This window comes from Changchengzhania lutea (genome assembly GCF_006974145.1).
GTDB classification, from domain to species: Bacteria; Bacteroidota; Bacteroidia; order Flavobacteriales; family Flavobacteriaceae; genus Changchengzhania; species Changchengzhania lutea.
On sequence record NZ_CP039456.1, the window covers coordinates 2,089,180 to 2,102,384 of the forward strand.

Annotated in this window: 13 protein-coding genes; 3 read left to right on the forward strand and 10 right to left on the reverse strand. The window is 34.7% G+C overall.

Annotated elements, in window-relative coordinates:
* Positions 1-450: 450 nt before the first annotated feature.
* From FAF07_RS09495 to FAF07_RS09535, 9 genes are all read right to left on the reverse strand, one after another.
* On the reverse strand, positions 451-1,233 hold the full coding sequence (locus FAF07_RS09495; RefSeq protein WP_142784882.1) for an ABC transporter permease: 783 nt from the start codon (positions 1,231-1,233) through the stop codon (positions 451-453).
* On the reverse strand, positions 1,226-1,933 hold the full coding sequence (locus FAF07_RS09500; RefSeq protein WP_142784883.1) for an ABC transporter ATP-binding protein: 708 nt from the start codon (positions 1,931-1,933) through the stop codon (positions 1,226-1,228). The genes FAF07_RS09495 and FAF07_RS09500 overlap by 8 nt, the downstream gene beginning before the upstream one ends.
* Entirely contained in the window at positions 1,927-3,114 is a 1,188-nt protein-coding gene (locus FAF07_RS09505; protein WP_142786583.1) for a nitrous oxide reductase family maturation protein NosD, read from the reverse strand. Before FAF07_RS09505 ends, FAF07_RS09500 begins: the two co-directional genes overlap by 7 nt.
* 52 nt (positions 3,115-3,166) lie before the next feature.
* Entirely contained in the window at positions 3,167-3,460 is a 294-nt protein-coding gene (locus FAF07_RS09510; protein ID WP_142784884.1) for a cupin domain-containing protein, read from the reverse strand.
* Positions 3,461-3,467: 7 nt separating this feature from the next.
* Positions 3,468-3,902: a nitrous oxide reductase accessory protein NosL gene (locus tag FAF07_RS09515; RefSeq protein WP_142784885.1), complete on the reverse strand. Its 435-nt coding sequence runs from the start codon at positions 3,900-3,902 to the stop codon at positions 3,468-3,470.
* A 31-nt stretch (positions 3,903-3,933) separates the two neighbouring features.
* Positions 3,934-4,548, reverse strand: coding sequence for a hypothetical protein (locus FAF07_RS09520; RefSeq protein WP_142784886.1), 615 nt, complete (start codon positions 4,546-4,548; stop codon positions 3,934-3,936).
* A gap of 165 nt (positions 4,549-4,713) precedes the next feature.
* Positions 4,714-6,675 carry a Sec-dependent nitrous-oxide reductase gene (nosZ, locus tag FAF07_RS09525; RefSeq protein WP_142784887.1) on the reverse strand — a complete coding sequence of 654 codons (1,962 nt, stop codon included), beginning with the start codon at positions 6,673-6,675 and terminating at the stop codon, positions 4,714-4,716.
* Positions 6,676-6,699: 24 nt separating this feature from the next.
* Positions 6,700-7,275 (reverse strand): fasciclin domain-containing protein, encoded by a 576-nt coding sequence (locus FAF07_RS09530; RefSeq protein ID WP_142784888.1) that lies wholly within the window; start codon positions 7,273-7,275, stop codon positions 6,700-6,702.
* A 6-nt stretch (positions 7,276-7,281) separates the two neighbouring features.
* Positions 7,282-7,785, reverse strand: a complete 504-nt coding sequence (locus FAF07_RS09535; RefSeq protein ID WP_142784889.1) for a c-type cytochrome — start codon at positions 7,783-7,785, stop codon at positions 7,282-7,284.
* Positions 7,786-7,904: 119 nt separating this feature from the next.
* On the opposite strand from FAF07_RS09535, the gene FAF07_RS09540 reads away from it, so the two are divergent.
* The gene (locus FAF07_RS09540) at positions 7,905-8,336 is read left to right on the forward strand and encodes an RrF2 family transcriptional regulator (protein ID WP_142784890.1); all 432 of its coding nucleotides are present in this window, start codon (positions 7,905-7,907) and stop codon (positions 8,334-8,336) included.
* Here the strand turns inward: FAF07_RS09540 and FAF07_RS09545 are convergent.
* The gene (locus FAF07_RS09545; RefSeq protein WP_142784891.1) at positions 8,333-8,842 is read right to left on the reverse strand and encodes an alpha-ketoglutarate decarboxylase; all 510 of its coding nucleotides are present in this window, start codon (positions 8,840-8,842) and stop codon (positions 8,333-8,335) included. The genes FAF07_RS09540 and FAF07_RS09545 overlap by 4 nt on opposite strands.
* A gap of 175 nt (positions 8,843-9,017) precedes the next feature.
* On the opposite strand from FAF07_RS09545, the gene FAF07_RS09550 reads away from it, so the two are divergent.
* A complete protein-coding gene (locus FAF07_RS09550; RefSeq protein WP_142784892.1) occupies positions 9,018-11,759 on the forward strand; it encodes a 2-oxoglutarate dehydrogenase E1 component in 2,742 nt (913 codons plus the stop codon).
* A gap of 62 nt (positions 11,760-11,821) precedes the next feature.
* Complete coding sequence (gene odhB / locus FAF07_RS09555) at positions 11,822-13,033, forward strand: 2-oxoglutarate dehydrogenase complex dihydrolipoyllysine-residue succinyltransferase (protein WP_142784893.1); 1,212 nt, start codon at positions 11,822-11,824, stop codon at positions 13,031-13,033.
* The last annotated feature ends 172 nt before the right edge of the window (positions 13,034-13,205 follow it).

Sequence of the window (13,205 nt, forward strand, 5' to 3'; positions counted from 1 at the left end):
GACAAATTTCATCTCATTTTCGGTTAAACACAAAAAGTCAAGATGAGTTCATTTTTAATATGTTTTTGTTAGCTCTATTTAAGAATTTTAGAAACGTCTCTCTTTTCGTCTGCCTAAAATAATTTACAAAAGTATTACATTCATTTAAACTCAAATATGACTTTTATCATGTATTGACTTTATAGCAATTTAGTATGGTTTTAGTAGGGGAAACTTGATTAAAAATCATTATTGTCCGATAAAAGAATTAAGACCGCTACGCTGCTAGAACATAGAACCAAGACGCGATTTTAACTAATTAATAATCAGCGTATAACATATTTTTCATTTCAGAAAGGATACCATTTTTTATTTGTTGTAAAAGCAAGGTGCAAATCTAAAAAAAATCTTTTAACCCATACCCAACGTATTATTCGGGCTGTTTTACAAATTTTAATCGGACATCATTGATTAAAAATCTTTCTTTTTAGCTTTAAAAACAATTCTTAAAACAGGTAAAACCACCCAAACAGTAAGCATTGTAAATGAAATTATTAAACCGAAATTAGTTCCAAAAAACTTTTTAAAGATAGCACCCGTATAGCCTAACAGTGCCGAAATGTCTAGTTTCAACAAAATGAGCGTGCGGGATAAATCGATAGGGTTTAACATCGTACCAACTAAAGATAGTTTGTCCAGCGGATAATCTTCAAAAAGCACTAAAGACATTAAAAACAAACCATCATAAATAATAGCTAGGAATAGCCAAAGTAAAATGGCATACCCAAAACCTTTAATTTTATTCTCATTAGATAAGGCAATATTAAAGGCTAATGCTGTAAATATTAGGGTTAAAAAAGCGCCTGTAATGAGCAATAATGAAAAGTCCCATATAGCACTACTCTCAAATAACCCGTAAAAAACAAATGGAATACCCAATCCTAAAATAAGGCTCATTGTTAATGACAAAGCAACACCAAAATACTGTCCTAAAAAGATAGACGAACGTTTTAAGGGTTGTGCCAATAAGAGTTCAGTAAACTCTTTGGAATTATAATAGTACATCACACCAAAAATGGTTCCTATTAAAGGTACTAAAATAATAATAACATTCATTAAGGTTATGACTGCTTTTGATAAATCATTATTTAAAAACAACAAGACAACACCTAGTAATAAATAAAATGAAAAATACACATAGCTCCAGCGACTGCGCATTAAATCGTAAAAACTATATTTTAATATTTTAAGCATGATTTTCAGTTAAAATGGATGCAATAGCATGTTCAAAATTGGGCTGCTTTGTTTTGGTTTTTAATTCTGAAATAGAGCCTTTAAAATAAATTTGCCCTTCTAAAAGAAATACAATTTCATCTGAAACTTCTTCAACAAAACTCATGATATGAGAGGTGATTAATATGGTTTTTCCTTTAGCTTTTTCTGCCTGAATCAATTCCTTTAATCGAATGAGTGAAATAGGATCCAATCCAGTTGTAGGTTCGTCTAAAATAATTAACGGACTATCGAACATAAAGGTTAAAACAATATTAACTTTTTGCTTTGTTCCGCCAGAAAGGTTTCCCAATTTTTTATCTAAAAAAGGGTCTAGTGTAAACAAACGTATTAAGTGTTCATCATTTGTTGTTTTCCCCCGTAAATCCTTAATCATGGTAATGAGTTCCTTGACTTTAAGGTTACTTGGAAAATTGGCAATTTGAGGTAAATAATCAATTTTATGCCTGTAACTAGAACTTGCTTTAATATTGTTCCCAAGAACAGAAATAGCGCCTTTATTAGGAATAACCATGCCTAAAATAGACTTGATAAGTGTGGTTTTACCCGAGCCATTTGGACCAAGAATAGCAAAAATACCGCCTTCAGAAATACTTAAATTGATCCCGTTGAGCACCACATTTTTACTGAATTTTTTATGTAAATTTTCAATGCTTACCATACTATTCTTTTTGTCAATGGGTTGTTGTCCAATAAATTATCTGGTGTAAAAACAGGTGATACTTTTTCGGAAAAATCGATGATATCTATAAATAAACTACGCATTAAAATGATGGTTTCCGGCGTTCTGTTTACTATATAAGAGAATAATTTTACAGGCCTATAAGGTACATCTCCAATACCATTTTTATCTAAATCGTAACCTGTGTAGCTACTCCAATAATTTTTGTCAAACTCATTGTCGTTAACCTTGCTGTTATAGGCAATGTCAAAGGAATTGTATAAAAAATTATTTTCTGTAAATATATTGGTGTAGCAGGCACCACGCACTTTAATAGCCCAACCGTTATTTTTAAAATTGTTGTGTTTGTAATTAATGCGGTTAGACCCTTCTACGTTAATACCAATGGTGTTGTCTGCAAACGTGTTGCCTTCAATTTCGGCATCGTTGATTTCCTTAAGTAACAAGCCATAAGATGCAGTTCCCCAATTTTCTTTAAAAATGTTGTTGTACATTTTAATACGTTTTGAAAACATTACAGCAACACCTGCACCATTATTTTCAAAGGTATTGTCCTCATAAGTATCATCGTTAGAGAACATGAAGTGCAATCCGTAACGTACATTTAAAGCACTTACATTGTTTTTAATGATGCAATCATCAGAGAATTCTAAATAAATACCATCACGAACGTGTTGAACAAAATTATGTTCAATTTGAACATTTTTACTGTACCAAAGTTGAATACCGTTTCCAGAATTATATTCTTCCACAGCTTCACCCACAATTTTATTGTGAAACACTTTTCCGTCTCTTGATTTTTCGATATAAATGCCAAAAAACAACTTTTCTAAAACCAAATTCTGAATCAGAAAATTTTTGCTGTTTTTAACTCGAATAGCTGCATAATCTTCAGTATAACTGTTACCAACATTTATAATGAATAACCCATCAACCGTAACATGATCTGATACTATGGTAATAATTTCGCCTTTTAACTCGCCATCAATAACGGGATAATTTTTACCAATAATAGTTAGTGGTTTATCTACTAGAATATTATGTTCTTTATAAGTGCCCTTTTTTATAACAATAGTATCAAAATCTTTTGCAGCAGCAATAGCTTCTTTTAAAGTTGAAATTTTGCAGCTTTTACAAACCTCAATAGTTTGTGCGTGCATAATTAATGGCACAAGGCATAAAATTAAAAAGGCAGCTATTGTCTTGTTCACTTTATCTTATTATAAGAAATTTAGAGTCCGCACTAGCTTCTACCCAATGCTCTTCGTGTTCTGGAAAGTTGAAAATTTGATGTTTAGTTAGTTTATATTCTAAATCATTAATAAAAAAAGAGATAGCCCCTTCAAGCACCAATAAATTGGCATTAGTCGGCGATGTATGCTTAGGAAAAATGGCATCTTTTTCTAAGCTTATATGAAGAATTTCTTTGGCATTGATGTCTAGTAGCTTTCCTGCTTTTAGACCGTTATATTCGGTTAAATTTATAGCGTCGTTAATGTTATACATACTATTATTACTTTAAATGTGCTAATAATTCTTCCCAAGTGTAAAGGGTGCCTCCCTTGTCTGACTGCGTTTTTATAGCATCTGCCTTAGTTTTAAATGCAGATAAATAGGCGCCCATCGGGCTTGGAATATTTTCACTAATTAGAAACGTCGCTTGAGTGGCATCAATTAAGGCCTCGGGCTCTGAATAATTGTTTGACAAGTATAATTTAACTTCTGAAGTATCGAAATCTTTCAAAAAATCAACCATGCATTCGGTGGCATCAAATTTATAGACTTTGCCTTTTTTTGTAACAATTTCCGCAGCATGTGTTTTATCTACAATCGTCATTTTACAAAAATGGCAGCCATCACTTCCGTAATTTATTTGTTTTGGTGATACATTACAACTGAAAAACAACAGCAATAATGCAATAATTGAATAGTGTTTTAGTGTTTGCATTTTTTAGTGTTTTGAAAGTACAAAGTTACTGTTATATTTTCTTCAAGCTTGCTTTTCTGCCTAACCAAAAAGCAACGAGCGTTAAAGACATGCCAACAAACATGAGGTAGCCTCCTGTATGCGGTAAAGACGTGACATCAAAATTTAATAGTTTTTGAAAACCAAATAATGGCGGTTTGTAAGACATAGGTGTGCCATCTGGATTGGTTACTTTTATTATGGCATGCGGATCTAAATTACTACCATAATCGATTAACCAGCTATTAAAATCGTACATACCTAAAACTCCCAATATTGACATTAATATAAACCAACCTAAAAAAAACTTGTAACTTATTTTTTTGAAAACTCCTAGTGAGCCAATAGTAACGCCCAATATTACCATTGCTAAAATAACCTTTGGAAATACTGAGAACTCCCACATTTCATCTGGTTTGGGAATGGTCTTCATACCTATATAGTGATTTAATCCATCAATATTCTGTAAGTCAAATTCCGATACCCCTTGAATACCGTTAATATAAATATTCATTCCAAGTGGGTCTGGATATTGTGGTGCACCAAGCATAATGTTCCATAATGGAAATTTAAAAAGTCCTAATAACAGTAATGAACCTATAATCATTATAATGCTAGCCTTTTTCATCTTAATTAAATATTGATAATTGATGTGCGGTTTAAGGTTTCTGCCTAAGCAGACTTTAATATTCTAAAAAGAAAGGCGAGAGCGAAATATCAACTCTCGCCTTATATTAGGAAAATAAACACTAAAACAAAATCTCCCTAAATTTATACGTGTGTGAACTAATTATTAATCGTCACCTAAAGACCAAGACAACTCTATATTTGAGCTTGCAGGAGATACACGAACGTATCCTTGCATTTCTTGATGTAATGCAGAACAGAAATCTGTACAATAGAATGGCCAAACACCTACTTGCTTAGGTTCCCAAGTTAACGTTCTGGTCTGTCCTGGTCCAATTAACAATTCAGCATTATTAGCACCAATCATTGCGAAACCGTGAGGTACATCGAAATCTTGTTCTAAGTTAGTTACATGGAAGAATACTTTGTCTCCTACTTTAACACCTTCAATATTATCTGGTGAGAAGTGACTACGTATCATGGTCATGTAAACATGAACGTTTTTACCATCTCTAACTATCTTGACCTCAGCATCATTTGTTGCTTTTCTTGGATGTTCGTTTTCAGCTAGCCTATAGATTTTTTTCGAATTATTTTTAATAATTTCTGCTGGAATTGCTGCTGCATAGTGAGGCTCACCATGTGTAGGGAAATCTAAAAGTAATTCCATTTTATCTCCAGAGATATCATAAAGTTGTGCAGAGTGTTCCATTTCTGGGCCTGTTGGTAAATACCGGTCTTTTGTTATTTTGTTCATAGCAAACATATATTTACCAAAAGGTTTTGCAGAGTTTCCTCCAGGAATTGTTAAGTGACCAACAGAATAATACGTTGGTTTTCTGTCAATAACTTCCCAAGTACCCAATTTCCATTTTACAACTTCAGAAGAAATAAAGAAGGTCGTATAGGCATTTCCTTTACCATCAAATTCGGTATGTAAAGGTCCTAAACCTGGTTGCTCTACAGAACCTGCCAAAACATCTTCGAAGTTTAAAATTGGAATACCATAAGCATCACCTGCAAATTTTTTGTTCTCAATAGCATCAAGCATTTTTGTAAATGAGTGTACTGTTAAATTAGCTGAAAGTTTACCGTTACCAACAATATATTCTCCCGATGGATCTACGTCACAACCATGAGGTGATTTTGGAGTTGGTAATAAATATACAGCTCCAGGAACTTCTGAAGGATTCACCACACGTACTTCTTTTTTCATAGTAGACGTTGCAGTATGTGTTGCTTCATCATATACGTTATGCGCATAATTTGCTGGCATCATTGTACCACCACCATTATTTACGTATTCTTCAATTTTTTTCCAGTTTATAGCAGCAATAAAATCTTTATCGTTTTGAGAAGCATTAACCTCTAATAAAGTATTGGCTTCTTCTGTATTATAAGTGGTAAAGAAGAACCAACCATGGGATTTTCCACGTCCAGGATGCGATAAATCATAGTTGAAACCTGGCATTAGTACTTGGAATTTAATATCCATATGACCATGTTCTGGATCTACAGAGATAAAAGATAGCGCCCCTTTAAAGTTTCCTTTATAGTCTTTAATAGACATGTCTTTTTGTGGGACTGGTACAGAAAAACGTGTCCCCGCTACGACATACTCAGTATTTTCTGTAATAAAAGATGAACTGTGGTTTCCTGCACTATTTGGAACTTCAATAATTTCTTCAGTTTCAAAAGTTGTTAAACTAATTCTTGCAATACGAGGTGTATTGTTTCCATTAATAAAAATCCAACGACCATCTAATTCTCCTTTAGTTTGAGAAATGTCTGGGTGATGCGAATCATCCCAAGGTACAAAACCATAAGATGTCTCTAACATAGGTTTGGTTTCTTCAGAATAGCCATAACCATTTGTTGGAAATTGAGAGAATACCGGAATTTCTTTAAACATTCTGCCTGACGGTAAGCCGTAAACCGTAAGGTTACCACTATATCCTCCAGAGATAAATGCGTAATGCGAATCGTGCTCACCAGGAGCTACATACACCTTTTCTGCGTTGTTACTAGATAAGGCTCCAGAGTTATTGGACTTACCTGAGTTATTACAGCTTGTAAATGCGACAAGAACCGCTACAATTGCAATAGTTGATGTTAATATATTTTTCATTTTAATATAAATTTGATTAGTGTTTTATTCATCAGTTGGTGGCAATAATACTTTATCTATGACATGCACAATACCATTACCAGCTTTTACACTGCCAAGTATTTTTGCACCTCCAATCATTGGTTCTCCATCAACAATTTCTATCTGTACATATTGGTTGTTCGCTTGACCTAACTTTTTAAACTTCTTTAAAAACTCTTTAGAGTAGTTTCCAGGAGTAACGTGATACTTTAAGATATTAGCTAAAGCATCCTTGTTTTCTGGCTTTAACAAATTTTCTACAGTGCCTTCTGGTAATGCTGAAAAGGCTTCATTAGTTGGTGCAAATACCATTAAAGGTCCTGCATTTACTAAAACATTTTCTAATTGAGCAGCTTGTACCGCAGCAACCAAAGTTGTATGATCTTTTGAGCCAATGGCTATTTGTAATACATTAGGTGTAGATCCATCATCTTCAATAAAGGCCTGACCTTGTTTTTCGTCAGTTTGTTCAGTAACTGTTGTTGCCGGCTCTTCTGTTTGATCGTCTTTATTATTCTTACAGTTAAAGAACAATACAACAAGAAGTGTGGTAAATAGGATTTTAAGGTTAGTTTTCATATGTAATTATTTTAATGTTCTAAAATATTCTAAAACTGCTCTGGCTTCTTCTTCGGTAAGATTTTGGTTAGCCATAGGCGAGCCATTAAATTCCATTAACAACTCTTTTGCCAAAGGATCTTTTTGTACCATTTCATCTGGATTTAAAATCATGTTCATAACCCATTCCGGTGTTCTACGTTCTAAAATCCCTGTTGGAGCTGGACCAATAAATTTTTTATCTGCTCGGTGGCAAGCGGTACACATTTTTTTATAGATATCAGCACCGTGGGCTGCCATACTTTGGTCAATTTCGGCAGGTAAGTCAATAGATGTGATTGGACCAATGCCTTTGTTGGATAGGGCTACTTTTTTTGAGGCCGGAACTTTTTCGGCACTACTAGTTGCTTTTTGTTCTGTAGGCGCTTTTTTTTCATAAGAAAAGCCCTCTTTCTTTTTTTCTTCTTTACCACCACAACTTATTAGCAGTATTGCAAAAAAGGCCATAACAATGTTTAGTGTTTTTTTCATGTTTAATTTAATTTAGTGGTGCAAATTTAAAACTAGATACCGCAATATAATATGATAAAAATCATTTTTAGGATAAAAACATCTTTTTTATATTTGTGCTGGATTTATTATATTCGAAAATGCTTTCAAATTCATCAAAATACGCTATTAAAGCCGTACTATATCTGGCTTTAAATTCCAGTAAAAACAATAAGGTAATGGTTAAGGACATTGCTAAACCTATAAATGTGCCGCAGGCTTATATTGCAAAATTGTTGCAAGCATTGGTTAAAGAAAAAATAGTAACATCTGTTAGAGGGGTGAATGGGGGGTTTTATTTAGATGAAAAAAATAAAAACCAAACCATATTAAGTATTATTGCGGTAATAAACGGGAAAGAACAATTTAATACGTGTATGCTAAGTTTAGAAAAATGCGACGAAGACAAACCTTGTCCGTTACATAACATGCTAAACCCTTCAAGAAATGACATATTAAAAAATTTAAGGTCCAAAACCATTAAAGATCTTGTTAAGGATGTTGAATTAGGAAATACTTTTCTTCCGCTTTAAAAATAGAATCTAACAAACGGCGCCCATGGATCTATATAAATACTCTTTTCTTTATCATAAAGTAAATCATAACGCAAACCGAATGTTACATTTCCGCTTCTGTAACCCGCGCCAATAAAGAGTGCTGGAGACCAGTAAGTGTCATTTTCAATATTCAGACTCTCATCGTAATTCCTTTTAACATGAAGTTGCTCAAACTCTGATGACAATTGGATTTCATTAATCACATTAAATAAGCCAATGATGCTACCACCTAAGATGGTCGACTTATAAACATTTTTCTGGTTGTTTATAGTGCCATTTAAACCCAAACCAATTGCAAAGTTTTGGTCAATTTCATAAATGGCACTTGGGGCTAAAGTGCCACTAAAAAAACCATCCCCAAAACTCAGTCCTATCCCGCCACCAAAACGTACATGGTCCCAAAATTCATTATTCTGTTGAGCCGAGAGGCAAATAACAGTCGAGAAAAAAAATATGATTATTGTAAATGAAACTTTGTTCATAATGTTCATTAATATGGGGTTATAGTGAAAATCGTTATGAATCAACACAGGGAAATCAATGACAAATCTAAAAATTAATTATGTGATTATAAATATAGTGAAAGCAACTTTTAATTTTACTAAATGTTGTATTTTTGATGAAATTTTGACTTAGCGACATTATATTACAATAATAATGGATAAATTTTCTTTTTTAAACGCCGCACACACAGCTTATTTTGCTGATTTATACGATCAATACATACAAAACCCTGATGCAGTTGAACCTAGTTGGAGAGCTTTTTTTCAAGGCTACGATTTTGGGAGTGAAAATTATGGTTTAGATGGCGAAATAGTAGAGGGAGTAGTAACCCAAATCCCTGAGCATATTCAAAAAGAGTTTAGTGTTGTAAAACTTATTGATGGGTATAGAATGCGGGGGCACTTGTTTACCAAAACAAATCCAGTTCGCGATAGAAGAACCTATAAACCCAATTTAGATCTAGTAAATTTTGGTCTCTCATTAAACGATTTAGATACTGTTTTCAATGCTGGGGAAACCATAGGTATTGGGGCACAAACCTTAAGAGAAACCATTGTTCATTTAGAGCGTATTTATTGCAGCTCTATCGGGGTAGAATACATGTATCTTCGTAACCCGGATGTGATTAAGTGGTGGCAGGGGAGATTAAATGAAAATGATAATCACCCTAATTATTCAATAGAAACCAAAAAATACATTCTTTCAAAATTAAATCAAGCGGTGACGTTCGAGAACTTTTTGCAGACCAAATATGTGGGGCAAAAACGATTTTCTTTGGAAGGTGGCGAAACTCTAATTCCTGCCATTAGCAACGTCATGTATTATGCTGTAGAAAGATATGGTGTAAAAGAATGTGTGCTAGGAATGGCACACCGCGGACGTTTAAGTACGCTGGTCAACATTTTCAGAAAGCCTTTAAGCGAGCTTTTTAGTGAGTTTGAAGGGAAGGATTTTGAAGACGAAAACATTGATGGTGATGTAAAATATCACTTAGGGCTAACTTTAGATAAAACCTATTTAAACGGGAAGTCTATCAAGATGAACCTAGTGCCCAATCCATCACATTTAGAAACGGTAGGCCCTGTAGCAGAAGGGATTACCAGAGCTAAAATAGATAATGATTACGAAGGCGATAATTCTAAAATACTACCCATTCTAGTACATGGTGATGCAGCAATAGCGGGACAAGGTATTGTTTATGAGGTCGCGCAAATGAGCCAGTTAAATGGCTATAAAACAGGTGGGACGATTCATATTGTAGTAAATAATCAAATTGGTTTTACTACAAATTATTTAGATGGTCGTTCGAGTACCTATTGTACAGATGTTGCGAAGGTTACTTTATCGCCAGTCATGCATGTGAATGCAGATGATGCTGAGGCGGTGGTTCATGCCGTCGAAATGGCTTTAGAATACAGAATGCGATACAGGAAAGATGTTTATATTGATCTTTTGGGATACCGAAAGTATGGACACAACGAAGGTGATGAGCCTCGATTTACACAGCCTAAACTGTATAAAAAAATTGCAAAACACGATAATCCATATAAAATATATTCAGAAAAGTTAATAGCTGAAAATTCTATTGATAAGGCATACGTAGAGAAGATCACAGCAGATTTTAAAGCGACTTTAGAAAAGGAATTCACCAAATCCAAAAATGCAGATGCGAGTATAGTACGTGAATTTATGGGGGAGCGCTGGACGGATTTTGAACGTCAAGGTGTTGATGCCATGCTAGAATCGGTGGACACGTCGTATTCAAAAGAAAAATTAAAAAACATCTCAAAAGTAGTCTCTACTGTGCCAGAAGGTGCTAAATTTTTACGTAAGGCAGAACGAATTCTAGAAGGCCGTTACAAAATGGTATTTGAAAGTGACACTTTAGATTGGGGCATGGGCGAAACTTTAGCTTACGGAAGTTTAATGGAAGAAGGCTTTAACGTTCGTATGTCTGGCCAAGATGTAGAACGCGGTACCTTTAGTCACCGTCATGCTATTTTAAGAGATGAAGTTTCAGAAAAGCGTATTAATTTATTAAATACCAATCCTGCGAATACAGGTAAAATGGATATTTATAATTCATTGTTATCAGAATATGGTGTTTTAGGTTTTGATTATGGGTATGCCATGGCCAACCCGAACACCTTAACCATTTGGGAAGCTCAGTTTGGTGATTTTAGCAATGGTGCTCAAATTATATTCGATCAATATTTATCTGCAGCTGAAGATAAGTGGAAATCCCAAAATGGGATTGTGGTTTTATTACCGCATGGTTACGAGGGCCAAGGTTCAGAGCACTCATCGGCAAGAATAGAGCGCTACCTGCAACTTTGTGGCGATGATAATATGAATGTTGCCAATTGTACAACACCTGCTAATTTTTATCATTTGTTACGTCGTCAAATGAAACGCGATTTTAGAAAACCGCTGATTGTGTTTACCCCTAAAAGTTTATTGAGATTGCCAAAGGCAACATCATCAATAGATGAATTAGCAAAAGGATCTTTTCAAGAAGTAATTGATGATACGGTAAATCCGGAGAACATCAAAAAACTCGTATTCTGTTCAGGTAAATTTTATTACGATTTATTGGAAGAGCGTGAGCAACATGGAAATGACTCGGTTGCCTTGGTTAGAGTAGAGCAACTATTTCCATTGCATAAAGAAAAATTACAAGGCATTATTGATCGCTACCCGAATGTTGAACATTATGTATGGGCACAAGAAGAACCAAAAAATATGGGCCCTTGGAGTCATATGGCGCAGCGATTTGATTTGGTTAAATTAGAAGTCATTTCAAGACCATACAGTTCGGTTCCAGCACCAGGTTCCAGCACTAGAGATAAGCGCAGACAAAGGCGGGTTATCAATGCTGTTTTTGATCAATCTTAAGATTATAATTAATAAAAATATTTAAATAGATAGTAATTCATATACCATTAAAATTATAAAGAATGATTTTAGAAATGAAAGTGCCTTCTCCAGGAGAATCCATTACAGAAGTGGAAATAGCAACATGGCTAGTTGAAGACGGAGACTATGTAGAGAAAGACCAAGCCATAGCAGAGGTGGATAGCGATAAGGCAACCCTTGAGTTACCAGCAGAAGCGAGTGGTGTTATTACACTTAAAGCGGAAGAAGGTGATGCAGTAGAAGTGGGTGCGATAGTGTGTTTAATAGATACGAGTGCTGAAAAACCAGAAGGTGATGAAGTTGCAAAAGAAGAAAAGAAAGCCGATGCTCCAAAAGCTGAACCTGCTAAAGAGGCGAAACCTGAGTCTTCAACTTATGCTACAGGTACAGCAAGTCCAGCTGCAAAAAAAATACTGGCAGAGAAGGGTATGGATACATCCACAATTTCTGGAACAGGAAAGGATGGAAGAATTACGAAGGCGGATGCTGTAAATGCAGTGCCCTCTATGGGAACGCCAACGGGCGGAAGCAGAGGAACTTCACGTAGTAAAATGTCAATGCTGCGCCGTAAAGTAGCAGAACGTTTAGTAGAAGCTAAGAATACAACCGCGATGTTAACCACATTTAATGAGGTGGATATGTCGCAAATATTTGCTTTAAGAACTGAGTACAAAGAAACGTTTAAGGCAAAACATGGTGTAAGTTTAGGCTTTATGAGTTTTTTCACCTTAGCGATAGTAAGGGCGTTAAAAATGTATCCTGCTGTTAATTCGATGATTGATGGAAAGGAAATGATTTCTTATGATTTTTATGACATAAGTATTGCTGTTTCTGGACCTAAAGGACTCATGGTTCCCGTGATGCGAAATGTGGAAAACTTGAGCTTTAGAGGTGTAGAGTCTGAAGTAAAGCGATTGGCTATTCGTGCTCGTGATGGACAGATTACTGTTGATGAGATGACTGGGGGTACGTTTACCATTTCTAACGGAGGTGTTTTTGGGAGTATGCTATCTACTCCAATTATCAATCCGCCACAAAGTGGTATTTTAGGGATGCACAATATAGTGGAACGTCCGGTTGCTGTTGATGGTAAAGTAGAGATTCGCCCAATTATGTATGTGGCCTTATCTTACGACCATAGGATTATTGATGGAAAGGAGAGCGTAGGATTTTTAGTGGCTGTAAAAGAGGCTTTAGAAAATCCTGTAGAATTATTGATGAACAATGATGTTAAAAAGGCTTTAGAACTTTAAATATTCAATTGAAATAAGTTAAAAAAAGGGTGCTATCAAATCTTCTTATAGCACCCCTTTTGCAATTAGATACTAACTAAAACATTAATTGTAATCACTATAATGACTAGTATAAATAATCCTATTGCGAAGTACTTCTTTAAGAGGTGATTGTCCATTTGTCCACTGTTTA

Excerpts from the sequence above, each read along its gene's own strand:
- FAF07_RS09545 (WP_142784891.1), bottom strand. The coding sequence starts at position 8,842 with ATGAACAAAGTTTCATTTACAATAATCATATTTTTTTTCTCGACTGTT.
- FAF07_RS09515 (WP_142784885.1), bottom strand. The coding sequence starts at position 3,902 with ATGCAAACACTAAAACACTATTCAATTATTGCATTATTGCTGTTGTTT.
- FAF07_RS09495 (WP_142784882.1), bottom strand. The coding sequence starts at position 1,233 with ATGCTTAAAATATTAAAATATAGTTTTTACGATTTAATGCGCAGTCGC.
- FAF07_RS09530 (WP_142784888.1), bottom strand. The coding sequence starts at position 7,275 with ATGAAAACTAACCTTAAAATCCTATTTACCACACTTCTTGTTGTATTG.
- nosZ (WP_142784887.1), bottom strand. The coding sequence starts at position 6,675 with ATGAAAAATATATTAACATCAACTATTGCAATTGTAGCGGTTCTTGTC.
- FAF07_RS09520 (WP_142784886.1), bottom strand. The coding sequence starts at position 4,548 with ATGAAAAAGGCTAGCATTATAATGATTATAGGTTCATTACTGTTATTA.
- FAF07_RS09500 (WP_142784883.1), bottom strand. The coding sequence starts at position 1,933 with ATGGTAAGCATTGAAAATTTACATAAAAAATTCAGTAAAAATGTGGTG.
- FAF07_RS09535 (WP_142784889.1), bottom strand. The coding sequence starts at position 7,785 with ATGAAAAAAACACTAAACATTGTTATGGCCTTTTTTGCAATACTGCTA.
- FAF07_RS09550 (WP_142784892.1), top strand. The coding sequence starts at position 9,018 with ATGGATAAATTTTCTTTTTTAAACGCCGCACACACAGCTTATTTTGCT.
- FAF07_RS09505 (WP_142786583.1), bottom strand. The coding sequence starts at position 3,114 with ATGCACGCACAAACTATTGAGGTTTGTAAAAGCTGCAAAATTTCAACT.
- FAF07_RS09510 (WP_142784884.1), bottom strand. The coding sequence starts at position 3,460 with ATGTATAACATTAACGACGCTATAAATTTAACCGAATATAACGGTCTA.
- odhB (WP_142784893.1), top strand. The coding sequence starts at position 11,822 with ATGATTTTAGAAATGAAAGTGCCTTCTCCAGGAGAATCCATTACAGAA.
- FAF07_RS09540 (WP_142784890.1), top strand. The coding sequence starts at position 7,905 with ATGCTTTCAAATTCATCAAAATACGCTATTAAAGCCGTACTATATCTG.